Source organism: Streptomyces sp. TAA486 (assembly GCF_000426165.1).
On record NZ_AUEV01000015.1, the window covers coordinates 186,460 to 211,771 of the forward strand.

26 protein-coding genes are annotated in these 25,312 nt (G+C 71.3%); 10 read left to right on the forward strand and 16 right to left on the reverse strand.

All coding sequences use genetic code 11. The features are described from left to right. Nucleotides 1-23 precede the first annotated feature (23 nt). The 4 genes from I004_RS0120960 to I004_RS35160 are packed head-to-tail and all read right to left on the reverse strand — an operon-like array spanning nucleotide 24 to nucleotide 4,244. Nucleotides 24-1,313: a serine hydrolase domain-containing protein gene (locus tag I004_RS0120960; RefSeq protein WP_486580151.1), complete on the reverse strand. Its 1,290-nt coding sequence runs from the start codon at nucleotides 1,311-1,313 to the stop codon at nucleotides 24-26. Nucleotides 1,314-1,361: 48 nt separating this feature from the next. After that, on the reverse strand, nucleotides 1,362-2,183 hold the full coding sequence (locus I004_RS0120965) for an ABC transporter ATP-binding protein (protein ID WP_051345267.1): 822 nt from the start codon (nucleotides 2,181-2,183) through the stop codon (nucleotides 1,362-1,364). Nucleotides 2,184-2,206: 23 nt separating this feature from the next. Beyond that, complete coding sequence (cbiQ, locus tag I004_RS0120970; protein ID WP_028437117.1) at nucleotides 2,207-2,968, reverse strand: cobalt ECF transporter T component CbiQ; 762 nt, start codon at nucleotides 2,966-2,968, stop codon at nucleotides 2,207-2,209. A 1-nt stretch (nucleotide 2,969) separates the two neighbouring features. Beyond that, nucleotides 2,970-4,244: an energy-coupling factor ABC transporter permease gene (locus I004_RS35160; protein WP_051345268.1), complete on the reverse strand. Its 1,275-nt coding sequence runs from the start codon at nucleotides 4,242-4,244 to the stop codon at nucleotides 2,970-2,972. A 272-nt stretch (nucleotides 4,245-4,516) separates the two neighbouring features. On the opposite strand from I004_RS35160, the gene I004_RS0120980 reads away from it, so the two are divergent. Both I004_RS0120980 and I004_RS0120985 read left to right on the forward strand, forming a co-directional pair. Beyond that, on the forward strand, nucleotides 4,517-4,930 hold the full coding sequence (locus I004_RS0120980) for an SsgA family sporulation/cell division regulator (protein WP_028437118.1): 414 nt from the start codon (nucleotides 4,517-4,519) through the stop codon (nucleotides 4,928-4,930). Between the two features lie 265 nt (nucleotides 4,931-5,195). Further along, entirely contained in the window at nucleotides 5,196-8,780 is a 3,585-nt protein-coding gene (locus tag I004_RS0120985; RefSeq protein ID WP_028437119.1) for a S41 family peptidase, read from the forward strand. A gap of 164 nt (nucleotides 8,781-8,944) precedes the next feature. Here the strand turns inward: I004_RS0120985 and I004_RS0120990 are convergent, their stop codons facing one another. The 3 genes from I004_RS0120990 to I004_RS35165 are packed head-to-tail and all read right to left on the reverse strand — an operon-like array spanning nucleotide 8,945 to nucleotide 12,485. Then, nucleotides 8,945-9,835 (reverse strand): SDR family oxidoreductase, encoded by an 891-nt coding sequence (locus I004_RS0120990; RefSeq protein ID WP_028437120.1) that lies wholly within the window; start codon nucleotides 9,833-9,835, stop codon nucleotides 8,945-8,947. Further along, entirely contained in the window at nucleotides 9,832-10,887 is a 1,056-nt protein-coding gene (locus I004_RS0120995; protein ID WP_028437121.1) for an alpha/beta fold hydrolase, read from the reverse strand. Before I004_RS0120995 ends, I004_RS0120990 begins: the two co-directional genes overlap by 4 nt. Further along, entirely contained in the window at nucleotides 10,887-12,485 is a 1,599-nt protein-coding gene (locus tag I004_RS35165) for a flavin-containing monooxygenase (RefSeq protein WP_051345269.1), read from the reverse strand. The genes I004_RS0120995 and I004_RS35165 overlap by 1 nt, the downstream gene beginning before the upstream one ends. A 399-nt stretch (nucleotides 12,486-12,884) precedes the next feature. On the opposite strand from I004_RS35165, the gene I004_RS35170 reads away from it, so the two are divergent. Continuing rightward, the gene (locus tag I004_RS35170; protein WP_078511565.1) at nucleotides 12,885-13,709 is read left to right on the forward strand and encodes a MerR family transcriptional regulator; all 825 of its coding nucleotides are present in this window, start codon (nucleotides 12,885-12,887) and stop codon (nucleotides 13,707-13,709) included. Between the two features lie 110 nt (nucleotides 13,710-13,819). Next, on the forward strand, nucleotides 13,820-14,668 hold the full coding sequence (locus tag I004_RS0121010; protein WP_028437122.1) for a class I SAM-dependent methyltransferase: 849 nt from the start codon (nucleotides 13,820-13,822) through the stop codon (nucleotides 14,666-14,668). A 121-nt stretch (nucleotides 14,669-14,789) separates the two neighbouring features. Here the strand turns inward: I004_RS0121010 and I004_RS0121015 are convergent, their stop codons facing one another. The 4 genes from I004_RS0121015 to I004_RS0121030 all read right to left on the reverse strand — a co-directional run bounded on the left by I004_RS0121015 (nucleotide 14,790) and on the right by I004_RS0121030 (nucleotide 17,914). Continuing rightward, nucleotides 14,790-15,527 (reverse strand): SRPBCC family protein, encoded by a 738-nt coding sequence (locus I004_RS0121015; protein WP_028437123.1) that lies wholly within the window; start codon nucleotides 15,525-15,527, stop codon nucleotides 14,790-14,792. A 4-nt stretch (nucleotides 15,528-15,531) separates the two neighbouring features. Further along, nucleotides 15,532-15,930: a VOC family protein gene (locus I004_RS0121020; RefSeq protein ID WP_486580152.1), complete on the reverse strand. Its 399-nt coding sequence runs from the start codon at nucleotides 15,928-15,930 to the stop codon at nucleotides 15,532-15,534. A 14-nt stretch (nucleotides 15,931-15,944) separates the two neighbouring features. Beyond that, complete coding sequence (locus I004_RS0121025; RefSeq protein ID WP_028437125.1) at nucleotides 15,945-16,562, reverse strand: winged helix-turn-helix domain-containing protein; 618 nt, start codon at nucleotides 16,560-16,562, stop codon at nucleotides 15,945-15,947. A gap of 548 nt (nucleotides 16,563-17,110) precedes the next feature. Then, nucleotides 17,111-17,914 carry an exodeoxyribonuclease III gene (locus I004_RS0121030; RefSeq protein ID WP_028437126.1) on the reverse strand — a complete coding sequence of 268 codons (804 nt, stop codon included), beginning with the start codon at nucleotides 17,912-17,914 and terminating at the stop codon, nucleotides 17,111-17,113. Between the two features lie 23 nt (nucleotides 17,915-17,937). Here I004_RS0121030 and I004_RS0121035 point away from each other — a divergent pair, with 23 nt between their 5' ends. Continuing rightward, nucleotides 17,938-18,414, forward strand: a complete 477-nt coding sequence (locus I004_RS0121035; RefSeq protein WP_028437127.1) for a GNAT family N-acetyltransferase — start codon at nucleotides 17,938-17,940, stop codon at nucleotides 18,412-18,414. Here I004_RS0121035 and I004_RS37640 read toward each other — a convergent pair. Continuing rightward, on the reverse strand, nucleotides 18,396-19,289 hold the full coding sequence (locus tag I004_RS37640; RefSeq protein WP_199779431.1) for an ACP S-malonyltransferase: 894 nt from the start codon (nucleotides 19,287-19,289) through the stop codon (nucleotides 18,396-18,398). The two genes, I004_RS0121035 and I004_RS37640, sit on opposite strands and share 19 nt — an antisense overlap. Before the next feature lie 182 nt (nucleotides 19,290-19,471). Here I004_RS37640 and I004_RS0121045 point away from each other — a divergent pair, with 182 nt between their 5' ends. The 4 genes from I004_RS0121045 (at nucleotide 19,472) to I004_RS35185 (ending at nucleotide 22,854) form a co-directional block, all read left to right on the forward strand. After that, nucleotides 19,472-20,281, forward strand: a complete 810-nt coding sequence (locus I004_RS0121045; RefSeq protein ID WP_028437128.1) for an SAM-dependent methyltransferase — start codon at nucleotides 19,472-19,474, stop codon at nucleotides 20,279-20,281. A gap of 84 nt (nucleotides 20,282-20,365) precedes the next feature. Beyond that, nucleotides 20,366-21,373, forward strand: coding sequence for a hypothetical protein (locus tag I004_RS40415; RefSeq protein ID WP_486580153.1), 1,008 nt, complete (start codon nucleotides 20,366-20,368; stop codon nucleotides 21,371-21,373). Then, nucleotides 21,370-21,876, forward strand: coding sequence for an HIT family protein (locus tag I004_RS0121060; protein WP_486580154.1), 507 nt, complete (start codon nucleotides 21,370-21,372; stop codon nucleotides 21,874-21,876). The genes I004_RS40415 and I004_RS0121060 overlap by 4 nt, the downstream gene beginning before the upstream one ends. Nucleotides 21,877-21,939: 63 nt before the next feature. Further along, a complete protein-coding gene (locus I004_RS35185) occupies nucleotides 21,940-22,854 on the forward strand; it encodes a phosphatidylinositol-specific phospholipase C (protein WP_051345270.1) in 915 nt (304 codons plus the stop codon). Nucleotides 22,855-22,879: 25 nt separating this feature from the next. On the opposite strand, the gene I004_RS0121070 is transcribed toward I004_RS35185, so the two are convergent. From I004_RS0121070 to I004_RS0121080, 3 genes are read right to left on the reverse strand one after another with little or no spacing between them, the layout of a single operon-like run. Further along, complete coding sequence (locus I004_RS0121070) at nucleotides 22,880-23,182, reverse strand: hypothetical protein (protein ID WP_028437130.1); 303 nt, start codon at nucleotides 23,180-23,182, stop codon at nucleotides 22,880-22,882. A 44-nt stretch (nucleotides 23,183-23,226) separates the two neighbouring features. After that, the gene (locus I004_RS0121075) at nucleotides 23,227-23,607 is read right to left on the reverse strand and encodes a cupin domain-containing protein (RefSeq protein ID WP_028437131.1); all 381 of its coding nucleotides are present in this window, start codon (nucleotides 23,605-23,607) and stop codon (nucleotides 23,227-23,229) included. Nucleotides 23,608-23,628: 21 nt separating this feature from the next. Then, entirely contained in the window at nucleotides 23,629-23,877 is a 249-nt protein-coding gene (locus I004_RS0121080; RefSeq protein WP_028437132.1) for an SCO4226 family nickel-binding protein, read from the reverse strand. Between the two features lie 207 nt (nucleotides 23,878-24,084). Between I004_RS0121080 and I004_RS37645 the strand changes: the two genes are divergently transcribed. Next, a complete protein-coding gene (locus I004_RS37645) occupies nucleotides 24,085-24,576 on the forward strand; it encodes a hypothetical protein (protein ID WP_051345271.1) in 492 nt (163 codons plus the stop codon). Nucleotides 24,577-24,742: 166 nt separating this feature from the next. On the opposite strand, the gene I004_RS35195 is transcribed toward I004_RS37645, so the two are convergent. Further along, nucleotides 24,743-25,312: an HAAS signaling domain-containing protein gene (locus I004_RS35195; protein ID WP_051345272.1), complete on the reverse strand. Its 570-nt coding sequence runs from the start codon at nucleotides 25,310-25,312 to the stop codon at nucleotides 24,743-24,745.

Consider the following 25,312-nt stretch of genomic DNA (forward strand, 5'->3'; position numbering starts at 1 on the left):
CCGCGGGCGACGCGAGGCAACCGTCAGATGCAGGCGCGCAGCGCCCGCACGAGGGCGTGCGCACGCGGGTCCGAGGTGACCGACCGCTGCATGGCTGCGGTGACGTAGGCGAAGGCGGTGCCGGACTCGGGGTCGGCGAAGGCGAGCGAGCCGCCACGGCCCGGGTGGCCGAACGAGCCCTGCGCGAGCATCGGCGCCCCCGGCCCGTGGAGCATGAACCCCAGCCCGAAGCGGGAGCCCACGACCAGCACGCGGTCGGGCCCGCCCGACTCCTGGGAGCGCGCCTGCGTCAGCGTCGCGGGCGTGAACAGGCGCCCGGTCGCGATGCCCGTACTCCGCCCGTAAGGGCGTCCGTTGACGCCCCGGCCGACGGGCGGGCGCGTGCCGGACGGTGCCTCGACCGGGCCGATGAGCGCGGCGTAGAAGCGCGAGAGGGAACGGGCCGTCGCGACGCCCCCGGAGCCGCTCAGCCCGGCGGCGAGCCAGGCCGGATCGCTCTCATCGGGACGCGGGGCGACCGCATCGAACGCACGCCTGGTCAGCGACGCCGGATCGCCGTAGGCCTGGGTAACCGACCTCTTCGGACGCGTGCGCAGGCCCGTGGCGGCCTGCTGGTCCGGGGTGGGCACCTCCTGCAGACGCGCCAAGTCCACGCCCCCGTCCGGGACTTCAGGCGTCGCGGGCAGCCCGAACCACATGCTGAGGCCGAGCGGCCCGGCGATCTCCTCCGCGAACCAGCGCCCCAGCGCGCGTCCCGTCGCCCGCTGCACCAACTCGCCGATGAGCCAGCCGTAGGTGTGCGGGTGGTAGCCGTGGTCCGTGCCGGGCTCCCAGAGCGGGGCCTGCGCGGCGAGCGCCGACGGGCCGCTCACTCCGTCGACGGCCTGCTCGGGGGTGAGCGGGGAGTCGAGCACGGGCAGACCGGCACGGTGCGCGAGCACGTGCCGCACCAGCAGGCGTTCCTTGCCGTTCGCCTTGAACTCGGGCCAGTAGGTGGCGACGGGTGCGTCGAGATCCAACTGGCCGCGCTGATGCAGCAGATGGAGTACAGCCGCGGCCGGTCCCTTGGAGGCCGAACGGATGACGGCGGCGGTCTCCTCCTGCCAGAGGCCGCCGTCCTCCTGCCCGGGGCCGGTGTTCTTGCGGCCGCCCCACAGGTCCGCGACGACGAGCCCGTCCCGGTGCACGGTGAGGGCCGCGCCCGTCTCGCCGCGGTCGGCGAAGTTGGCCGCGAAGGCGTCCCTCAGGGGTTCGTAGCCGTCCGCCACCGTGCCGTGGACGTCCACCGCGTTCTCAGCGCCTGGAGCCTTCACGCTCTTGTCCGTCCCACTCGTGCCGTCGTCCGTGCACCGTCCATGGTGCTATCGCTGGGGGACGTTCACCGAGCCGGGGTCGAAGCCGAACGGCAGTTCCAGGCGGTGGGCGGCCAACAGCGCCTCGTCGCAGAGGAGTTCCTGCGTCGCACCGTCGGCGACGATGACGCCGTCACTCAGCACGACTGACCTGGGGCACAGCTGGAGCGCATACGGCAGGTCGTGCGTGACCATCAGCACCGTCACGTCCAACCGCTCCAGGATGTCCGCCAGTTCGCGGCGCGATGCCGGGTCGAGGTTCGAGGACGGCTCGTCCAGTACGAGGATCTCCGGCTGCATCGCGAGCACGGTGGCCACAGCGACGCGGCGACGCTGCCCGAAGGAGAGGTGGTGCGGCGGACGGTCGGCGTGCGCCTCCATGCCTACCTGGGCGAGCGCGTCGTGCACGCGCGCTGCGAGCTCCGCGCCGCGCAGTCCGGCGGTCGCGGGACCGAACGCGACGTCCTCCCGCACGGTCGGCATGAACAGCTGGTCGTCGGGGTCCTGGAAGACGATGCCGACCCGCCGCCGGATCTCCGCGAGATTCCGCGGCGCGACGGGCAGCCCCGCGACGGTCACGGAACCGGCGCCGGCGGTGAGGATGCCGTTGAGGTGCAGCACCAGCGTGGTCTTGCCCGCGCCGTTCGGGCCGAGCAGTGCGACGCGTTCACCGCGCGGGACGGTCAAGTCGACGCCGAACAGGGCCTGATGGCCGTCGGGGTAGGCGTACGCGACACCCGCGACGTGCAGGGAAGGCGGAGGCGTCGCGCCCGGCGCATCGCCGGGGCCCTCCACGGACCGGGCGGGGTGTCCGCTCGAGATGTCGTGCATGCTCTCGCTCCTGCTGTCGCCGGTCACAGCGCCCATCCCATCAGGCAGACCGCGAGCGCCGCGAGCGGGAGGGCCGCGGCCCCCGTCCACTGGGCGCGCGTCGCGTTCACCTCGTCGATGACAGGCATCGTTCCGGTGTAACCGCGGCTGACCATGGCCAGATGGACGCGTTCGCCGCGCTCGTAGGAGCGGATGAACAGCGCTCCCGCGGACTTGGCCAGCACGCCCCAGTGCCGCACTCCGCGCGCGCGGAAACCGCGGGAGAGGCGCGCGATGCGCATCCGGCGCATCTCGTCCGTGATGACGTCGCCGTAGCGGATCATGAAGCAGGCGATCTGCACGAGCTGCGGCGGCAGCCTCAACCGCTGGAGTCCCAGGAGGAGTTCACGCAGTTCCGTGGTCGAGGCGAGCAGTACCGAGGCGGCGACGCCGAGCGTGCCCTTGGCGAGGATGTTCCAGGCGCCCCACAGCCCCGGTGAGGACAGCGTGACCCCCAGCACGTCGACGTACGGGCCCCTCGCGACGAAGGGCATCAGCAACGCGAAGGCCACGAACGGCACTTCGATGACAAGCCGCTTCAGCAGATGCCCGTACGGCACGTGCCCGGCGCGGGCCACGGCGGCGAGCAGCACGGCGTACAGCGCGAAGGCCCACATCGCCTCACGCGGGGTGGAGACGACCACGAGCACGAAACAGAAGACCGCGGCGAGCTTGCAGTGCGGCGGCAACGCGTGCACGGGCGAGCGCCCGTGCAGATAGAGCGTGTGGGCATGACCCGCGCCCATGTCAGACGGTCTCTTTTCCGCTCCGGCTGCGGCTCTCGTCCTCCGAAGTCCCGGCGTCCGCGGCCCGGTCCGTCTGCTCCGGCCGCCCCTCACGGCGGCGGCGTACGGCGACGAACACGCCGCTGCCGACGGCGAGGGTCGCGCCCGCTCCGATGACACCGGCGAGTCCGCCCGAGAGGCGGGCGTCGGCGATGCTCTCGACTCCGTAGTCGGCGAGCGGAGAGTCCTTGGCCGCGTGGTCCTCGGCCTGCTTGTCGATGCCGTTGTCGGCGGCGACCTTCTCCAGGCCGTCGGGGCTGGCCGACGCGTAGAAGCTGACGACGCCCGCGCAGATCACGGTCGCTGCCAGACCTCCGATCCACAGGCCGCGGTTGGGGCGGCCCGGCCGGGATGCGGCGGCCGCGACGGGCCCGGGCGCGGGCGACGTCGCGGCTCCGGTCGTCGAGTCGGTTGTGGGGTCGGCTGCGGCGCCGGGCGTCGAGTCGGCCGCGGCGGTCGTGGGGACGGCCGGCCGTGGGACCGTGCCGCCACCGGGAGTCGCCACCGTCGCCGTACGCAGCTCCAGCGGCCGTGCCGCGAAGTCCCGTGCACCGTGGACGAGATCGGGGCGCACCGCGACGACGGCTCCGACCGTGGCCGCGGTGATCGCCGCCTCGCCGATGCCGATCAGCACGTGCACGCCCGTCATGGCGGTGAAGACCTTGTCCAGTGCGACGTCCGTCGTGCCTCCGAGGGCGTAGAGCCCCGTGAAGGCGATCGCCGCCGCAGGCACGGAGATGAGCGCCGCCACGAACGAGGCGCCCGTGACGGCTCCCCGGCCGCGCGGCAGGATCCGCAGGAGTCCCCGGAAGATCCCGTAGGCGACGAGGACCGTCACGACACCCATGTCCAGGATGTTCACGCCGAGCGCGGTCAGCCCGCCGTCCGCGAAGAGCACGCCCTGCATGAGGAGGACGACGGAGACGCAGAGCAGACCTGTGTACGGGCCGACGAGTATCGCGGCCAGCGCTCCGCCCAGCAGATGACCGCTGGTGCCTGCCGCGACGGGGAAGTTGAGCATCTGCACGGCGAAGATGAACGCCGCGACGAGCCCGGCCAGCGGCGCGGTGCGCCCTTCGCCCGCCGATGCGTTTCCGGCACCGGCTCCCCCGAATCGGCCTGCGTCCGCGCCCAGTTCGCGGCGTGCGCCACGCAGCGAGACCGCGACCGCGCCCGCCGCCACCGCACCCGCGGCAACGGACACGGGGGCGTTGAAGAATCCGTCCGGCACATGCATGACGCCACTCCGCTTCTGGGGTCGGCCCGCTGTCGCGGCCACTTCACAACTGTTCGATGATAGTGGCTTACTGCAAACTGATTGCAAGAGCGCGAAGCTTGCTCGAAATGCCGGACGGTGTTCCCGTGTTCACGAAGGACCGGTTGCGGGCAGCCTGTGGCACACCTCACCCGGTTTTCAGGGTGACTCCGTGCCTTCCCGTGCGTCTGTCATGGGGATAGGGCTACACGGGAGGGACGGCCGGGGCCGCCCCGACGACATAGGAGCAGAGGATGTACGCAGCCTTCGATCACACCGTGCAGGCCCGCCTCATCGCCGACCCGCACTCGACCAGGGACCTCAGCGCAGCACTCCGCTACGACGCCGCCGATCCGCTCGCGGTCCGCTTCGTCTTCCCCGCCGACGCATCCCTCGACGGGGGTGAGGTGGCCTGGGCCTTCGGACGCGAACTCCTCGACGACGGCCTCCACGCACCGGCCGGCGAGGGCGATGTGCACGTGTGGCCACGGGACGGCTCCCGCACGGTGATCGAACTGCTCTCCAAGGAGGGCGTCGCCGTGGTCGAGTTCGACAGCGCGGACCTGCGCGCCTTCCTCCTCCGCTCGTACGACGTCGTGGCCGCGGGCCAGGAGCACGGCGAGACGGACCTGGACACGGGCCTGGCCGCCCTGCTGCGCGGCGTCTGAGCCAAGACGCGACCTCTCGATCTTCCGCGTGACACCCCGCGCGGGCCGGCTCAGGAGGCACGCCGCACTCATGCCGCCGCCGCCCACGAGTTGCCGCCCCGCGAACCTGCTCGAACCATGGCATCCATGGCCATGCGTCACGATCCGCCACCTTCGTCCACGGGACCCGTACGGCGTGGCCGTGCCGCGGTGACGGCCCGGTGCCGGGACACCGCGTGGACGCACCCCGGATCGGCGCTCCCCGGACGGCGGGCAGGGGACCACCGTGACTGACGACGCCCATTCGCCGTATCTGCGCCATCCGCATCTGAACGGCGACCTCGTCTGCTTCGTCGCGGAGGACGACGTATGGGTCGCGCCCCTCACCCCCGGCGGGACGGGCAAGGGCAGTGGCAGACGTGACCACGGACGCGGACGTGCCTGGCGGCTCACCGTCGACCGCACCCGCGTCACCTTCCCCCGCTTCTCGCCGGACGGAAGGCGGGTCGCCTTCACCTCGTGGCGCAGCCTCGATCCCGAGGTCCATCTGGTTCCCGCCGACGGCGGACCGGCCCGCCAGATGACGTACTGGGGCGCATCCGAGGCGCGCGTGTGCGGCTGGACACCCGAGGGAGACGTTCTGGCCGTCTCCTCACACGAACAGCCGTTCCACTACCGAACCTGGTCCTACCGGCTCCCGACCGACGGCAGCCCCGGCAGCCGCCTGCCCTGGGGCCCGGTCGCCGACATCGCCGTCGCCGAGATCGGAGGCGTACGCCGCACCCTGCTGCTCACGGGCAAGCCACCGCACGACCCGGCCTCCTGGAAGCGCTACCGGGGCGGCGCCACCGGACGGCTGTGGCTGCACGGCGAGCGGCTGCTGCCGGAGCTGGAGGGCCATCTCGACTCGGTGATGTTCGTGGACCACGACAGCCGCATCGCCTTCCTCTCGGACCACGAGGGCATCGGCAACCTCTACTCCTGCCTCCCTGACGGCACCGACCTGCGCCGTCACACCGACCACGACGACTTCTACGCCCGCAACGCCTCCACCGACGAGCACCGCGTCGTCTACCAGTGCGGGGGCGACCTGTGGCTCGTCGACGACTTCTCGCCGTCCGGGAGGCCCCGCCGGCTGGAGGTCACGCTCGGCGGGCCGCGGGCAGGCCGCCGTCGGTACCAGGTCCCGGCCGCGGCCAACCTCGACGCCCTCGCGGCCGACTCCACCGGGCGTGCCAGCGCGGTGTGCGTACGGGGCAGCCTGTACTGGCTCACGCACCGGGACGGCCCGGCACGTGCCGTCACCGACACCCCGGGCGTGCGCGTGCGGATGCCGAGGACGCTCGGCGACACGGGGAAGGTCGCGTACGTCACGGACGCGGAGGGCGAGGACGCCGTCGAGATCGCCGACCTGCCGCGCGCGACGCGGACGGTCCCTCCCCGGCGGATCGCCGCCGGCCAACTCGGACGCGTGCACGAACTGGCCGCCTCGCCGGACGGGCGGACGCTCGCCGTCACGAGCCATGACGGGCGGCTGCTGCTGCTCGACGTCAGCGCCTTCACGGGGCCGGACGGCGGGACCGTCGAGGGCGGGGCGCAGGCGCGGGAGGACGAGGAGCCGGCCAGGACGGGTGGGGCCTCCTCCCGGACAGGCGGCGAGCCGGGCGGCGGGGCAGGCACCGGGACAGCCACGGAGCGCGGCGCCGAACCAAGCGCCGGGCCGGGCGCCGAGCCTTCGGAGCTGATCCGGTCGGACAACGGCCCCGTCCGCGACGTGTCGTTCTCACCCGACTCGGCCTGGCTCACCTGGGCACACCCGGGCGTGGGCCGTTCACTCAGCCAGGTCAAGATCGCCAAGATCCCGTCCGGGACCGTCATCGACGTCACCGACGGCCGGTTCGAGGACGAGCAGCCCGTCTTCACTCGGGACGGCCGCTATCTGGCCTTCCTCTCCTGGCGCGGCTTCGACCCCGTCTACGACGTGCACACCGGCGACCTCTCCTTCCCCCTGGGCTGCCGTCCCTATCTCGTGCCGCTCTCGTCCGCGACCCCGTCGCCCTTCGCCCTCTCGCCCGAGGGCCGCCCTGCCGCCGGCGGCCTCGATCCTTTCCCTGCCTACGGCGGGGAGACCCCGACCACCGCCGACGGCGAACTCCCCTACCCGGGCGGCGAGAAGGGGTCGGTGCTCGTGGAGGCCGAGGGCCTGGCGAGCAGGGTCACGCCGTTCCCGGTCACGGCGTCCAAGTACTCGGCGCTCGCCGCGGTCAGCGGCGGAGGGCTGATCTGGCTGCGTTACCCGATCTCCGGCGCGCTCGGCGAGACCTTCGTCAACCCGGCGGACACCTCCGGCCGTCCCACCCTCGAACACTTCGACCTGGCCACGGCGAAGCGCACCGAACTCAGCGAGGACGTCGACTGGTTCTCGCTGAGCGGCGACGGCTCACGGCTCGTCGTCAACGACGACGGAGAGCTGCGCGCCGTTCCCTCCACCGAGACCGCCGAGGCGGAGACGACCACCCTGATCGACCTGCGGCGCGTCCTGCACGACGTCGAACCGCCCGCGGAGTGGCGGCAGGCGTTCGAGGAGGCGGGCCGGATCGTGCGGACGTACTTCTGGGAACCGCGGATGTGCGGCATCGACTGGACGGCGGTGCTGGACCAGTACCGTCCGCTGGTCGGGCGCGTGGCGACCCCCGACGAGTTCGCGGACCTGATGCGCGAGGTCCTCGGCGAACTGGGCACGTCCCACGCGTACGTGGCCCCCGCGCGGCGCCACGAGGGCCCCGCCCACTACCAGCGGCCCATCGGGATGCTCGGTGCCAACATGGCCCGCACGCCGTCCGGGGCCTGGCACGTCCAGCGCATCCTGCCGGGCGACTCCTCGGACTCCAAGGCCCGTTCGCCGCTCGCCGGTACGGGCGTGCGGGAGGGCGCCGTGCTCACGCACATCGACGGGCGGGAGGTCGATCCGGTGGCCGGGCCGTGGCCGCTGCTGGCGGCCGCCGGGGGAACGACCGTCGAACTGGGCTTCACCCAGCCCGAAGCCGAACACGACGGCGCCGGCGACGGGATGGGCACAGGAGCCACCACCGGTGCGGACTCCCTCATCCACTCCCCCGCTCCCGCAGTGGACGGGCAGCCGCCGCGCCGCGTCGCGGTCCTCCCCCTCGTCGACGACCGGGCCCTGCGCTACCAGGACTGGGTCGCCCAACGCCGGGCGGTGGTACGGGAGTTGAGCGACGGCAGGTGCGGCTATCTGCACATCCCCGACATGGGCGGCTCGGGCTGGGCGCAGTTCAACCGGGATCTGCGGATGGAGGTGTCGCGCCCGGCCTTGATCGTCGACGTACGGGGCAACGCGGGCGGGCACATCAGTGAGCTGGTGGTCGAGACGCTGACACGCACGATCCTCGGCTGGGACCTCACCCGGAACGCGAAACCCGTCAGCTACGCGAGCAACGCGCCGCGCGGCCCGGTCGTCGCCCTCGCCGACGAAATGACCTCCTCCGACGGCGACATGATCACCGCGGCCTTCCGGCTGCTGGGCCTCGGCCCGGTGGTCGGAGCCCGAACCTGGGGCGGCGTCGTCGGTGTGACGGGGCGGCACCGGCTCATCGACGGCACATCCATCACGGTGCCGACGCACGCCGCATGGTTCGACGCATACGGATGGTCGGTGGAGAACCACGGCATCGCACCCGACATCGAGGCCGTGCGTTCGCCGGTGGAGTGGGCCGAGGGGCGGCCCTCGGTACTGGAGAAGGCCGTTCGCACCGCACTCGACCTGCTGGAACGCAACCCCGCGGCCGTACCGCCCGACTATGCGCGCGTGCCCGATCTGAGCCGCCCGCCGCTGCCGCCGCGCGGCTGAGCGACGCGCCCCGGCCGCGGCGGCGGAACAGGAACGGGCCGTCGAGCGACGGGGCGTGGATCAGGGAGGGCGCACCCCCGGCAGGGTCGGTGCGCCCTCCCCTCGTGCCGCGTGGTCGCCGCGTCACGTCTTCATGGCGCGCCACGTCCACGTGGCGCGCGGGGTCACTGCCTGACGGCGCGCTCCCCCTCGTCCGCGGCGCCACCCGCGCCCACCAGTCCGGTGCGGGTGCCGGACTCGGTGAGCCGCGGTTCGAAACGGCGCATCTCGCGCTGCCCCACCGTGCCGATGACGGGCGGCAGATAGCCGCGGATGCCCTGCATGCCGCGCAGCCACCACTGCGCGTACACATGCCGCGAGCGGCGCTCGATCCCGGCCACGATGCGGTCGACGGCCGGGCCCAGCGGGTACGTGCGGTTCGCAGGCCACGGGAGCCGCTTGCGCAGGTCGCGCATGACCTCGTCCTCGTCCGCGCCGCGCACCATGTCGGTGTCCGTCCAGGACAGATAGCCGACCCCGACCCGCACTCCCTTGTGGCCGACCTCCGCGCCCAGGCAGTGCGCGAACGCCTCCACGCCCGACTTCGACGAGCAGTACGCGCTCATCATCGGGGCGGGAGTGATCGCGGCGAGCGAGGCGATCTGCAGGAAGTAGCCGCGTGAGGCGATGAGTTGGGGCAGGAACGCCCGCCCCGTCACGGCACCGCCGATGAGGTTGACCTCGATGACGCGGCGCCACGAGACGGGATCGGAGTCGACGAACGGACCGCCGCTGGCGACGCCCGCGTTGGCGACCACCACGTCGACCTTGCCGAACCGCTCCTTGACCTCACCGGCGATGCGGGTCATCGCGTCATGGTCGGTGACGTCGCCGTGCCAGTGCGCGGACTCCGTGCGCAGCGACTCGCTGACCCTCTTCAACTCGTCCGGCTCCAGGCCGATCAGCGCGACCTTCGCGCCCCGCGCGGAGAGCTTCCGCGCCAGCAGCTCCCCCACGCCACGGGCGGCTCCGGTGACGACCGCGACCTGGCCCTCCAGGCTCCGACGACGGCTCACGGCGTCTCCTCCTTCTTCTCGGTCCTCGACTTCGGCTCAGGTTCCGGCTTCGACTTTGCTTGCGACTTCGGCTTCGTCGCCTGCTTGCCGACACGCTGCTTCGCAGACGTCACGTCCGCTGCCGCCGCGGTGTCCGTGAGGTGGTCGCGTACGAGCCCTCGCAGCACCCCGCTCACCACCGACGGCGTCTCGATCGGCGTCATGTGTCCGCGCCGGGGCAGCTCTTGCAGGCCGGTGCAGTTGGGCAGCGCGTCGGCCAGTTCACGGGCGAGCACGGGCGGCGTCAGCCGGTCGGCACCGCCGCAGATCACGGCTGTGGGGGCGCCGAGCGCGCGGGCGTTCGCCGCGATGTCCAGCTTCGCGAGCACGCGCCCCCAGGCTCCGCGCTGGCGCGGCCTGCACGCGTGCACGATGCGGCCGACCGCGGCGACCTGCTCGGGCGTCGCGTCCGGGCCCATCGTCCCGTACTTCAGCGCCTTCTTCGTCACCGGCGAGACGGGACCCAGCGGCAGCCTCGACAGCAGCAGGAACCGGTGCGCGCGCTCACGGGCACGCTCCGAACGCAGAGGTATCACCCGCGCCGAGGCCGCCAGCTTGTGCGCACCGGTGTTGCACAGCATCAGGGCGGCGGCCCGCTCCTCGAGAACCGGGCGGCCCGCGGCGGCCAGGAGAGTCATGGCTCCCATGGAGTGGCCGCCCAGCACGGCGCGTTCGCCCGGCCCCAGGGTCGCGTCCAGCACGGCACACAGATCGTCCGCGAGGGTGGCGGGACTGTAGGCGTGCGGGTCGGTGCCGGGCGAACGGCCGTGCCCGCGCTGGTCGTACGCGATCACCCGGTGGCCCTTCGCCGTCAGGTCCTGTATGACGGCGCCCCAGAAGAGGGTGGAGCAGGTCCAGCCGTGGATCAGCACCACGGCGGGGTCCGTCTCCTTCCCGTGCGTCTCGACGTGGAGCCGGGCACCGTCGGCGGAGGTGACCGTCAACTCCCGTGCGGCGGGCGGCGGATCGTAGCGGCCGGGCGTCCTGCCCAGCGATGCGGTCAGGCGCGCCATCAGCCCTCCTCCGCCGCGTGGAAGGCGGCCGTCTTCGTGCCGCGTCCGGCCGAGCCCGGCACGGTCACGCCGGTGGCCGTGCTGCGAACAGCAGCCCCGCCGTTCTGCGTCGGCCGGCGGTGCACCTGGTACTCCTCCAGCCGGACCTCGCTGGTCACCTTGCGGAACTCGGATGTCGTGCCCGGCCACACGGTCGTGTTGCGGCCGTTGGCGTCGAGATACCAGCTGTCGCAGCCGGTGTTCCACACGCTGCGCCGCATGCGGTCCTGGACGTGCCGGTTCCACGCGCCGACGGCTTCGGGACGGGCGTCGAAGGCGACCTTGCCGGACTCCCCGCCCAGGGTCTCCAGCTTCTTGACGTAGTCGACCATGTAGTTCAGCTGCGCCTCGATGATGAGGATCATCGAGCTGTTGCCGAGGCCGGTGTTGGGCCCGATCACGGTCATCAGGTTGGGGAAGCCGCTCGCGGAGCAGCCGCGCAGCGCCTCCATGCCCTCCGACCAGGACTCGGCGAGCGTCAGGCCGTCGGCGCCCTTGATGCGGTGGGCGATCGGCATGTCCGTCACGTGGAACCCGGTGCCGAAGATGACGGCGTCGACCTCGGCCTCGGTACCGTCCGCGGCGACGAGGGTGTTGCCGCGCACCTCCTTCAGACCGGAGGCGACCAGGTCGGTGTTGGGCCGGGCGAGCGCCGGATAGTAGCTGTTGGACAGCAGGATGCGCTTGCAGCCGATGCGGTATTCCGGCGTGAGCTTGCGCCGCATGGCCGGATCCTTGACGGCGCGCTTCATGTGCCGCGTGGCGAGCCCCTCGATGAGGCCCAGCATCTTTGGGTGCTTGGCGAAGGCCGAGACCTGCAACTCCCGTATTCCCCAAAGAATTTGACGTCGCAGATAGTGCGTCGCCGGCACCTTGGCATGCAGCTTGCGCTCCAGGGCGGTGATCGCCCTGTCCGCCCTCGGCATCACCCACGCCGGGGTGCGCTGGAAGAGGGTGAGCCGTTCGACCTCGGGCTGGATCGCGGGCACGACCTGGATCGCGGAGGCGCCCGTACCGATGACGGCGACGCGCTTGCCGCGCAGGTCGTAGTCGTGGTCCCACCGCGAGGTGTGGAAGACCTTGCCCCCGAAGCCCTCCAGGCCGGGGATGTCCGGGATCTTGGCGTCGGAGAGCGGGCCCGTCGCGTTGACCACGAAGTCCGCGGTCAGCCGGGTGCCCTGCCCGGTGGTGATGCTCCAGTGCAGCTCCTCCGGGTCCCAGCTCATCAGCTCGACCTCGGAGTTGAAGCGGATGTGCTGCCGCAGCCCGAAGGTGTCGGCCACCTTCTCCAGGTACGCGCGGATGTGCTCCTGGCCGGAGAAGGTCCGCGGCCACTCCGGGTGGGGCGCGAACGAGAAGGAGTACAGGTGGGAGGGCACGTCGCACGCGCATCCCGGATAGGTGTTGTCGTGCCAGGTGCCTCCGACCGCCTCCCGGCGTTCGAGGACGACGAAGTCGGTGATTCCGGCGCGGCGCAGCCGAACGGCGGCCCCCAGGCCGCCGAATCCGGATCCGATCACCGCCACCCTTACGTGCTCGTGCTCGCGCTCGGCCGCCATGCCGCGCCTCCCGAGGGTCTGACTGATTCGCCGCCTGCAACGTGCCAGTGATTACTGGCACGGTCGGAGCCTAAGCCAGAGAGATACCGATGGGTAGGGGTCGCGCAAAGGAAGTTACCGCCGGTTGCAGCGAGCGGCAGGTGAGTCGGGTCGGGGATGTGGTCCCGGACGGGACCCGCACGTACGAACGATCCTGCTGGTTAAGCTGCCCCGGTGACCGACGACAGAGAGCGAGCGCCCCACGCGGACCCGGCCGTCCCGGGCTCCGCCGGTCACGCCGTCCGAAACCAGGACGACGGCGCGGACCGGGGGCGTGCGGACGGCAACGGTGCCGGGGGCGCCGACGCGGGCGCGGGGACTGATCCCGGTGCGGGGGTCGTGGCGGCTGCGGGCACCGGCGTGGGTGCCGGAGCCGGTGCGGCGGTGGGCGCGCGGGAGTTCCGTGCGGCGGAGCTGGCCGAGCTGGCCGGCATCACCACCCGCACCCTGCGCTTCTACCGCGAGCGCAAGCTGCTGCCGCCACCCCGCCGGGACGGCCGCATCGCCTGGTACGACGAGCACCACCTGGCCCGGCTGCGCACCATCTCCGGCCTGCTCGCCCGCGGTCACACCCTGGGCGGCATCGCGGATCTGCTCGGGGCCTTCGAGACCGGACGCGACTCGCACGGCACCGCCGAGCTGCTGGGGCTCGAATCATCGATGATCACGAACCTGTTCGCGGAGGAGACGCCGATCCGGCTCACCCCCGAGGAGCTGGCCGACTACTACCAGGGCGAGGTCACCGTCGAGAACCTCGCCGCCTCCCTGGACATCGGCTACATCGCCGTCGACGGCGACGAGTTCGTCCACGCCAGCCGCCGTCTGCTGGACGCCTCCTCGGAGTTGGTCAAGAAGGGCATCCCGCTCGCGGCGGTGCTCGCGGCGGGGAGGGAGCTGCGGACCCAGGCCGAGGCCGTAGCGGAGGTCTTCACCGGTCTCTTCCGCACACACCTTCTGCCGAGGGAGCAGGCCGCCGCCCCCGAGGGCCTCGACGCCGAGCGTCTCAACGACCTGCTGACCCAGCTCCGTCCGCTCGCGAAACAGGTCGTCGAGGCCGAGCTCGGGCTGGCCCTGGACCGCCGCGTCCGGGCCGAGATCGATGAGTGGATCGCCCAGGGCAACGCGCCACAGGCCGACGGCACCACGCCGGCACGCCCTGACGAGGGCGGCCCCACCGCGAACTGACCCCGCCGACGGACCCCAACCGGGCCGTTTCCGCGCGAAGTTGGCCCCGCCGAATCAGGGCTCGCCGAAAACGAATTGCCGACCCCCGCCGTCTCGGCCAGGGTCCGGACATGACTCACCCCGACCGGACCACAGATGCCGGCGTCCCGGCACTCGCTGAAGAGATCACCGCGTACTACGAGAGGGGCGGCGAGGTCGGCCGCCTGCGGGAGGGCGACGGCCGCCTGGAGTTCTGGCGCACCCAGGATGTCCTGCGCAGACTGCTGCCACAGGCCCCGGCCCGGGTCCTGGACGTGGGCGGCGGGAGCGGGATCCACGCCGAATGGCTCGCCGCCGACGGCCACCGGGTCGAGCTCATCGATCCGGTCCCCTCACACGTCGAGCACGCTGCACGTCTGCCGGGCGTCACCGCACGCCTCGGTGACGCGCGCTCACTGGACGCACCGGACGGGACCGCGGATGTCGTCCTGCTCCTCGGCCCGCTCTACCATCTGACCGCTCATCACGAGAGGGTCGGGGCGCTCAGGGAGGCTCACCGCGTCGTGCGCCCCGGCGGACTGGTGGTGGCCGCGACGATCAACCGTTTCGCCGGGCTGCACGACACCCTCAACAAGGGCCTCTACTTCGACCCCGACGTGCATCCCCAGATCGAAGCCGCAAGCCAGGACGGGTTGTTGCGCCCCACGGACGGCAGGACGTCCATGTTCACCACCGCGTACTTCCACCAACCCGCAGAAGTCCCCTGCGAGTTCACGGCAGCCGGCCTCACCTGCACCGGCCAGTACGGTCTCGAGGGCGCCGCCTGGCTCATGCGGGGCATCGCGTCCTGGCTGGACGATCCCGGTCGGCGTGAACTGGTCCTGCGGGCCATGCGGCGGACCGAATCCGAGCCGTCGCTGCTGGGCATCAGCGGCCACGTCCTCACGGCAGGCAGCACGCCACAGGCCGCAGCTTCCTAGGGATCTCGTCGTGAGTCGGGCCCGACGCTGCCCGACGCGGCCTGACCCTCCGGCAACCCGCTGGATCCTGCCGATCCGGACAGCCCTCAGCACCCGGAGATCGAGCGGTCCTTGACGGCTCTCACCCCCCGATGAGGCGGTCGAGCCAGGACTGCCAGTCCGCCGTGCGCGAGCGGGGGTCCACCGTGACACCGTAGAAGTACTGGATCGTGCTCACCATGTGATGCAGGTCGTCGGCCATGAAGCGGTAGAAGCCGTGCTCGGTGCGGATGCCGAGCAGCATCCTGTCGCGCTGGTCCACCACGCCCTCGACGGGTTCGAGACCCTCCGGGGTGAGGCGCACCCGCTCGCCGAGAGCGGGGTCGGCGCCGAGATTCGCGATCAGTCCGGCCCACACCGTTTCGCCGGGCAGGGTGGTGAACCCGGTGGCGACCACGTTGGCCACCGGCAGCCCCGGGAAGTACCGGAAGTACTCGGCGAGGTTGTGGAGGAACATGTCCCAGCCCTTGCCGAAGCCGTCGTACTCGGCCTCCCAGTCGTCGCCGCCGAAGAAGCCGCTTTGGACGAGGCGGAGCACGGTGGTGCCGCCCTCCCTGCCCTCGACCAGAAACTCGAACGTCATCGCGGGCTCGCCGTCCGGGCCCGGCGTTCCGTAGAGGATCCGGCTGCCCGGCTCCCACTCCAGCACCTGGCCGGCCTGGGTGTTGCCGCCTCCGAAGTCCGCCTCGATCTCCCCGCCCGCGCTCTCGTGCGGCACGAACCAGACCGACATGCCCTCCGGGGTGGAGATCGCCTGCCAGACCTGTTCCGGGCTGGCAGAGAGCTCGATCTCCTTCGCCAAGTGCCGGCGCTCGTCCACGGGTTCAGTCCTGCTGGGTGAGCATGATGAGGTTGCCACAGGTGTCGTCGAACACCGCCTGCGAGCCGAAGTCGGTCGTCGTCGGCTCCTGGGTGAACTCGACTCCGTGTTCCTTCATCCGCTCGTAGTCCTTCTGCAGGTCCGTGCTTCCGAGCATCGTGTACGGCATGCCCGCGTCGTAGAGCGTCTTCTTGAACACCTGCGCCGCCGGCTTGCCGTCGATCTGAATCCCGGGGTTCCAGTCGGGCTCGAGCAGCAACTCGACGCCGTCCGGCGCTTCGGGCGGTACGACGGTCAGCCATTTGGCACCACCGACCGGGATGTCGGTCTTCTTCACGAAGCCCAGCGCGTCGGTGTAGAACGCCAGGGCCTTGTCCTGGTCGTCGACCAGGATGCTGGTCACCGGAACGAACATCATCAACCCCTCTCTTGTCGTTTCTCTTCTCGTTTCGCATCTCGTCGAACTACTGGATGCACGGCGATCACCATGCGGTGCGCCCGCCCGCCGGCCGCGGACCCGTCGTGGTACTTCGAGACCAGCGACGTCACCGCCCCGGCCAACTCCTCGGCGAAAGCGGCGCGGTCGGCCGCGGAGGCGAACCGCACCTCGCCGTCGACGGCGAACGTCGCGAGCCGCTTGCGGGCCCTGGCCGCGCCCGTGATCAGCTCGCCGACGTCGCGCACGAGGCGCGCGGCCACGGCGAGCAGCCAGCGCGCCGACAGCTGATCCCGGGACCGTTCCGGATCGGGCTCGACCGCGGCCAGGACGCTGGGCGAGATCACATACGAGGAAGCGGTCGCCCGCAGCATGCGCTCGGTGAAGTTGCCCTTGCGCCGCTCCTCGACCAGCTCGACCAGCCCGTGCCGCTCCAGCGCGCGCAGGTGGTAGTTGACCTTCTGCCTGGTCAGTCCGACCCGCTGCGCCAGCGTGGTCGCCGAGCCAGGTTCGGACAGCTCCGCGAGCAGGCTGGCGCGCACCGGGTCCAGCGAGACCTCGGCCGCACCCGGATCGTCGATCACCGCTACGTCGTGCATGACCACACAGTCATACCGACAACTTTTTTTGTCAAGGCGCGGGTCGATCACTCCGACTCGTCGCCTGAGTGGGAGCGCGGCCCGCTCGGGCATCAGGCGCCGGGGCCGCAGGTCGAGCAGCCTGGTCAGATGCGTCAGCCGGCGCGCCTTGCCCGCCCCGGCGAAGGCGCAGGAGACGCCTGAGCCGGCGCCGGTCTGTACGGCCGGTGCGCGGCGGACCGAATCCTGCGCGCCTGCTCACGGACAGCGACGTCGCCGCCCGCGGACAGAGAGTCGGCCCGGGCCGTCTCGCCGCAAAGCAGCAGAGCAGCAGGAACTCCTCACCGGTCAGCGGCAGTTCGGCCCGCCGGTTCGAGGGGCTCGATCAGGTTCGCGAAGCGGCAGCGCGCCGGGACGGATCCGCGCACGACAGCGCCGTCCAAGCACACCTTCCCGGGAGGACCACCAAGCTCAGCGTCCGGGACGTCGTCCCGTGCCTGCGACAAGGGCCGGCCTCCGTGGCGTCGCCAAATGCACACCGCCGCTCCGGCGGTTTCCGCCGAAAATGCCTACGGGACGAAGTCCACGCTCACCGGAGCGTGATCGCTCCAGCGCTCGTCGTGGCTCGCGGCCCGCTCCACGACGGCCTTGACCGCCCGGCCGGCCAGGCCCGGAGTCGCCGCCGCGTAGTCGATGCGCCAGCCCGTGTCGTTGTCGAAGGCGCGTCCCCGGTACGACCACCACGAGTACGGGCCCGCGACGTCCGGGTGCAGCGCGCGTACGACGTCCGTGTAGCCGCCGTCCGAGGTGTCGAAGACCCGCGAGAGCCACTCCCGCTCCTCCGGCAGGAACCCCGCGTTGCGGCGGTTGGCGCGCCAGTTCTTCAGATCCGCTTCCTGGTGCGCGATGTTCCAGTCGCCGCACACCAGCACCTCACGTCCGTCCGCCGCGGCTCGTTCGCGCAGCTCACGAAGGTACGGCAGGAAGGCGGCCATGAAGCGTTCCTTCTGTGCCTGCCGCTCGGTGCCGACGTCGCCCGAAGGCAGGTAGAGGCTGGCGACGGTCATGCCGGGCAGGTCCACCTCCGCGTAGCGGCCGGAGTCCTCGAACTCCTCCGCGCCGAAGCCGATCCGCACCTGGTCGGGCTCACGCCGAGTGAGCACCGCCACTCCCGCCCTGCCCTTGGCTGCCGCAGGCGCGTACACCGTGTGCCAGCCCTCCGGCGCGCGCACGTCGTCCGGCAACTGGTGCGGCTCGGCGCGCACTTCCTGCAGGCACACGACGTCCGCGTCGGTCGCCGCCAGCCACTCGCGGTAGCCCTTCTTCGCCGCCGCACGCAGCCCGTTCACGTTGATCGTCGTCACCTTCGGCATTCCGGTCACCCTACGATGCGTACATGCGAGTCGAGCGTGTGGCCTACGACCATCCGGATGCGATGAAGCTGAATGACGCCGTACAGCTGGAGTACGCGGAGCGCTACGGCGACGGCGGCGACATCACGCCGCTCGACCCCGGCATGTTCGAACCCCCGAGGGGCGTCTACCTGATCGCGTACGAGGACGACGGGCGCCCCGTGGCGACCGGCGGATGGCGCACGCAGAACCGCAACGACGAGGGATATGCGGACGGCGACGCCGAGATCAAGAGGATGTACGTGGTGTCCGAGGTGCGCGGGCGCGGGCTCGCCCGGCGCATCCTGGCCGCGCTGGAGGACGACGCACGCGCGGCGGGACGCACCCGCATGGTGCTCGAGACGGGGATGATGCAGCCCGAGGCGATCGGTCTGTACTCGTCCTCGGGCTACGAACTCGTGGAGAAGTTCGGCCTCTACCGCTTCGAACCCGCGAGCCGCTGCTACGCCAAGCCGCTCTGATCCGGCTGCGGCCCTCCGGGCATGCCCGGGTCCTGGTCGCCGGACGCCGGGACGTCCGGTCCGCCGCCCGGGCCGGGGGGCGGACCGCCCGGAGCCCCGCCGGCATCGGCCGACCGGGCAAGCTCCGCCGCCACCGCGATTCCGTGCGCCTCCACCGACACCGCCCGCATGCCCGGCAGTTGGGCCGCCAGCTGCCCCGTGAGCGCTCGGCCCGGCGGCAGCTCGACGCAGCAGTCGACCTTCTTCTCCGCCAGCGTCGATGTCACGTCCGCCCAGCGCACGGGCCGGGCGACCGACCAGGCCAGGTCGTCGAAGACGGCGTTCGTGTCGCCGAGCAGGGAGCGTCCCTGCACTCCGCCGACGTAAGGCACGGACTGCGGACGCCTCTTGACCGTCGCCAGATGCTGCGCGAGCCGGATCGCGACGTCGCTCTCCGGCGCGTTGGTGCCCTCGCTGCCGTGCAGCAGCTCGCCCCGCAGCCGTGCGGCCCGAAGGGCCTCCTCGAGCGTGAGCACGCCCGCGAGCACGGCCGCCGCATAACCCCCGGTGCCGTGCCCGGCGACGAAGGCGGGACGCACCTCCTCGTCCTCGATCAGCGCACGCGCTCCGGCGACACCGGCGATCAGCAGGGCCAGATGGCAGGCCACGGGGGAGTGTTCCAGCGCCTCCTGGGAGTCCAGCTCGACGATGCCGTCCGCGTACTCCCGGCCTGGCCCCGAGCCGGCGCCTTCCTCACCGCCGGTGCGGGACGCGATCGTCCTCAACGCCCAGTCGGCCTCGGCCAGTACGGTCGCGGACGCCGCGGTGTCGGGCAGCCGGTGCAGCATGCCGGGACGCTGCGAACCCCGGCCGGGGAAGAGGAACGCGATGCTCATGGGGTCAGCCTGGCCCGCGGTGCACCCGGGGCGCCAATCGGCCCGACCCGCGAAACGCCGTCGAACTCCCTTGCCCACAGGGGCCGGAGAGCGACGGGTCGCCGTCCGCGCGCACAGCACGAACCCTCGGAAAGCAGCCGAACCCGGTTCAGCTCCTCACTCGTCCGTGTGAGGGTGAGTTCATGCAGTCTTCCGAGGACCCCCAGCTGGCAGAGAAGATCCAGGCAGACACGGCGCACTCGGCGCGCGTGTGGAACTACCTGCTGGGCGGGCGCGACAACTATCGCCCGGACCGCGACGTGGGCGACATGATCCTCAAGCTGTTCCCGGGCATAGCCCGCGTCGCCCGCCTCCAGCGCCGCTTCCTCGTGCGCGCCGTGCGCTACCTGGCGGCCGAGGCCGGAATACGTCAATTCCTCGACGTGGGAACGGGATTGCCGACGGTGGACAATACGCACGAGGTCGCACAGCGCGTCGCTCCGGCGAGCAGGGTCGTCTACGTCGACAACGATCCGCTCGTACTGGTCCACGCGCAGGCCCTCCTCACCAGCAGCAAGGAGGGTGCCTGCGACTACGTCGACGCCGACGTCCGCGACCCAGGCACCATCCTCGAAGCGGCAAGCAGGACACTCGACTTCGGCGAACCGGTCGCACTCACACTGCTGGGCACCATGGGACAGATCCCCGACTCCGACGATCCGGACTCCGTCGTGGCGCAGCTCATGGACCCGCTGCCGTCCGGGAGTCATCTCGCGCTGAGCGACGGGACCAACACCAACGAGGCGCTCAACGACGCCATCGCCGCCTACAACGAGAACTCCGCGAGCTCGTACCACCTGCGGAGCACGGATCACATCGCCGGCTTCTTCGACGGGCTGGACGTCGTGGAGCCCGGCATAGTCACCACGTCCAACTGGCGCCCCGACGCGACCGATCCGCGCGAAGCGCCCGGGCTCGTGGACGCCATCTGCGGCATCGGACGCAAACCGTGAGCCACGGAGCGGGCGCGGACCCTTCGCCCGCTCGGACGGTACGGACGGGGCACTCGACGCGCGCTCTTCCGGGCTGCGGTCGCCATGACGGCTGACCCGCACCCCTTGCTCGGCCTCTTCCTCGCCGCGGCCGACGGACGCTTCCCGCCCGCCGACGGCGGCGTGACCGTGCTCGGCCCACTTCCGCGCGGCCTGGAGTGCTCTGTCGCCTTCACCGGGCACGCGGTGATCGCCACGTCGCTCCCGCCGGAGGAGGTCCAGGCCCTGAAGCCCGACGGCTTCGGGGGCTCCCTCTCCCCTGAGCTGATGCTGGCGCTCGCCGGGCCGGACGGCGCGATCGGCTCCATCGACGCCACGCTGACCGCCCGCGGTACCGGCGGCACACCGAGGCTTCCCGGACTCACCGGTCTGGAGGACCACCCACGCGTCCGGCTCGCGCGCGAACTGCGCAGGGACGTAAGGACGTTCGGCGACGAGCGCGGACTGGTCACCCTCGCCCAGGGCCTCGCCGGACGCCGCGAGCTGAGCACCGAACTCCACGACCCGGCAGGGAGCGCGGACAGCGGTCTGGGCCGCTCCCTGGTCCGCGACGCCCTCTCCCTCGTACCCGCGGGCGAGCCCGTCTTCGCCGCCGTCTCCCCCGGCAACGCCCGGTCGCTCCGCGCCTTCCTGGCGGCGGGCTTCATCCCGGTGGCCAGCGAATCCGTCCTGCGCCCGTCCCGTTCGCGGCTCGAGCGGACGGCACCGTCCGCGGGCCTGGCCGAACTGAGCCGCAGGGCGCTGCACATCCACGACCTCTACGACCGGCTCAACTCCCTGGAACGCGGCCGTGTCTGGAGCCGCGAGGAATTCATGCTGGGCTTCACCGGCGACGTCGGCGACCTCGCGAAGCTCGTCATGGCCGAGGAGGGAGCACGCGAGATCCCGGGCGGGCGGGCCGCATTGGAGCACGAACTCGCGGACTGCCTCTGGTCCGTGGTGATCCTCGCCCACCGCTACGGGGTCCCACTCGAGGAGGCCTTCCACCGCACTATGGACGAGCTCGACGCCTCGATCAGCGCGAGAATCGCCGAGGCGGAAGGGGACACATGAGCACCGACCGGCGGCCCATGGACCTCGGCGCGTACGAGGCCCGCACCCGCTCAGGGCCCTGCTTCGTCTGCTCGTTCGTGGCCGGCGACCCGGAGTTCGCCCACGAGTCCGTGTACGAGGACGAGGAGCACATCGCCTTCCTCGACCGCTATCCCACGCTTCCCGGCAAGGTCCTCGTCGCCCCGAAGCGGCACATCGAGCATGTCCTCCGCGACCTGAGCGAATCCGCGTATCTGCGCCTGATGGGCGTGGTGCGCGGAGTGGGCCTGGCCGTCGAGGACGTGCTCGCGCCGGAGCGGACCTATCTGCTCTCCCTGGGCAGCCGGCAGGGCAACGCCCATCTGCACTGGCACGTCGCGGGGCTGCCGGAGGGAGTGCCGTACCAGGAGCAGCAGTTCCACGCGCTGATGACGGAGAACGGCGTGCTGGCCATGTCTGCGGAGGAGTCGGCGGGGCTCGCGGCGCGGCTGCGCGAGGCGTGTGCGGCGAGGCTCGGCGGATAGGACGAAGGCTCGATCGCCCTCTGTAGAAAGTCTGTACCTTGTGCTTCCATCATTGTCATGACCATGAGGCGCCGCACTTTTCTACGGGGCACATCCGCACTCACCCTCACCGCCCTGGCCGGGGCGACGGCGGTCGGCGAGGCGCAGGCGGCATCCACCGGCACCGGCGGGCGCGCCGGACCGGACGCCTGGATGTCACAGCTCCCCGACGGCGCCCTCCTGCGTGAACTGACCATCCCCGGCACCCACAACTCCGGCGCCCGCCACGGCGGTCCGTGGACCGAGTGCCAGAACACGGCCATCGCGGATCAGCTCTCCTCCGGGATCCGCTTCCTCGACATCCGCTGCCGCCTCTTCGACGGCTCGTTCTCCATCCACCACGGGCCCTACTACCAGCACCTGAACTTCGACGATGTGCTGGGCAGTTGCCGCGACTTCCTCGCCTCCCAGCCGTCCGAGACGGTCCTGATGCGCGTGAAGCAGGAGTACTCGGAGGAGAGCACCGAGCAGTTCCGGCTCGTCTTCGACGACTACCTGGACAACCGCGGCTGGCGCTCACTCTTCCGACTCGACCCGGTACTCCCGGACTTGGGCACCGCGAGAGGCGGCGTCGTCCTGCTCGGCGACTCCGACGGGCTGCCTGGCGTGCGCTACGGCGACGGGCAGCTCTTCGACATCCAGGACGCATACATGGAGGAACCGGGGGCCAAGTACCCGCTGATCGAGGGTCAGTTCCGCAAGGCCGTCGCCCAACCGGGCAAGCTCTACGTCAACTTCGTCAGTACGGCGGCTCTCCTCCCGCCCCGCTCGAACGCCGACCGCCTGAACCCTCGCGTCCGGGACCTGTTGAGCTCCCCGGAGAACACGGCCTGGCGGGGCCTGGGAATCGTCCCGGTGGACTACCCGAACGAGCACGGCCTCACCGAGGCGCTGCTCACCCACCAGGCACACACCGCGGCCGCCCGCCACGCCGGGTAGCGGACAGCCGGCGACACCCCTCAGCTCACTTCGGTTTGATCTCCTCGCGCTTGACCTCCAGATTCACGAAGCGCGGCTCCGACTTGCACAGCGCGCGGAACTGGTCTGCGCTCTGCTGTGTCTCGGTCAGCTGGTTGTTCTCCATGGCCGCCTGGTAGGACGGGAATTCGATGATGTCGATGAAGTGGGTGGACATCTCGCGGTCCTGACCGTGCATCTCGTGCATCACGGTCCGCTTGCCCTCCGTGGCCTTCATCCACTGGTCGAATACCTTGTCCACTTCTTCCGGGTGGTCCGTCTCGTAGTCGACGAGCTGGACGAATGTCATGACACTGCCTCCTGCCTTGTCTGCCCTGTCTGCCTTGCCATGCCCTACCTGCTCCCGCCGGAACGGGCCGCAGCGCCTGTCGCGTAGTCGGCCGCGCTGCCCGCGAAGTCATAGGCCACGAACGGCTCGTCTCCGACAATCCACGCGTCGTGGCCCGGAGGGCACACGAAGACGTCCCCCGGTCCGACCTCGGCCTCCTCACCGTCGTCCATCCGGATCCGCATCCGCCCGCTCACCACGTAGCCCGCGTGGGGCAGCCCGCAGCTGTCCGAGCCGACGAGGGGACCCACCGCCTCCGACCAGCGCCAACCGGGTTCGAAGGTGGCGACGCCGAAGGAAAGGTCGCCGAGGTTCAGGACGTCGAAGTGACCGTGCGAGAAGTCGCGGCGTTCATCCGCCTCGGCCAGGTTCTTGACCTCCATCAACGCGGATCATCTCCTTCGCTTTCACACGCTGAGCGACACCGGATGGATCTCGTCCACGGGGTGCCCGGCCCGTTCGTGCGCGCGCCGCACCGCTTCCTCGGACGGCGCTTCCGACAGGCAGAACACGGTTCCGGACCGCGGGTCCGCCCAGACGTGCTCGAAGTGCACGCCCTCCTCGTGCTCGGCCGCCCGGTCCGCCCTGTGGACCTCGTCGAGCTGCTCCGCCGTGATGCCGGTCATCCCGCGCTTGATGTCCATGTATCTGGGCACGGCTCTCGACCTCCGGTGGTCGCAGTGACGATCCCGCTGCCTCCATGGTGCTACCGGCGGACAAAACCCCCAAACAGTGCTTTATCAGGCATATGGAACCTGTCGCCCCGGGTGCCGGCGGTAACCCTTCACGCCGGTGACAATTACGGCCGCGCGACGAGGGTGCGATCTAGAGTCGTGGAGCCTTCTCCGTCCCAGGGAGCGCTGATGAAAGACCAGTTGTCACCGGCCGAGGCCGACAGGCCCCAGCGACGCGACGAGGGGGCGCCGCTGGGCGCACCGTCGCGACGCCTCGGCAGGTTCGCCCTCCCGGCAGTCGCGGCGGCCTCGGCCGCTCTGCTGCTCGGCGGGTGCAGCGGCGACTCGGGCACCGTGAACGTCTCGAAGACCTCCAAGCCGCCCACGGTGGAGAAGCTGGCGTCGGCGATGAAGTGCAAGGCCGACATCCAGAAGAAGGTCGAGGACTACCGCCTGGGCGTCTGCAAGGCCGACAAGACGACGTACACCTTCGTCACATTCAAGGACAACCATGCCAAGCGTGGCTGGCTGGACTACTCGAAGGACTACGGCGGCACCTACCTCGTCGGCTCCCGCTGGATCGTGGTGACGGTGAAGCCGTCGAAGCTGGGTCCGATCCAGGCGAAGTACGGCGGGACCGTCGAACGCGGCAGGGGCCACGGCGGCCACGGCCGGTCCTAGTCCCGGCAGCGCCGAGTCCCGCCCACCGCCCCACCGTTGACCGGGCGGCCGGCGGTCGCGCGCGCACCGGCTACTCGAACCTCGCGTCCCGGCCGTGGTCGCATCGCCCGGCACCGCAGGCCGGGCCCGGACACGAAGTGACCCCGCGCACAGGGCTGTTCAGGCGTCATGACGAGGCGGTGCGCCTGACCCGGAAGAGGTGCACCGATGCCGCGGCCGGGAGCAACGTGATGGCGGCGTAGAGAGACAACTGCAACCGCAGGCTGCCCGCCCACGATGTCGCATAGATCAGGCCGACGAGGACGGCGCCCACCGGGACCAGGAGCGTGGCCGCGGTGCCGATGATCTTTTCCCGCCTGCCCCACTGGGGCGAGGCCCACAGCAGCACGAGGCCCGCTATCCCGGCGATGCCGCCCAGGACGGGGTGGAGGCCCACGAGGAGTCCGGCCAACGGCAGCAAGATCAACGGGGCGGTGCCGTGCCACGTACCGGCGGGCGGTGCCGCAGCCGTCTCCCCCTCCCGGGCGGTGGCCACTATGGTGCGGGGGTCGCCGAGGCGGTCCAGGACGGCCTTCACGTCCGCCTCGCCGTGGGCCGGCCGCTCGGCGAGCGCCACCGCGACATGCTCCGTCAGATCGGCGAGGAGTTCGTCACGGCGCTCCGGCGCCAGGGTTGCGGCCTCGCGTTTGACGGTCTCCAAGTAGGCCACCACAAGCGGGTGTTCGACGGTCTTCAT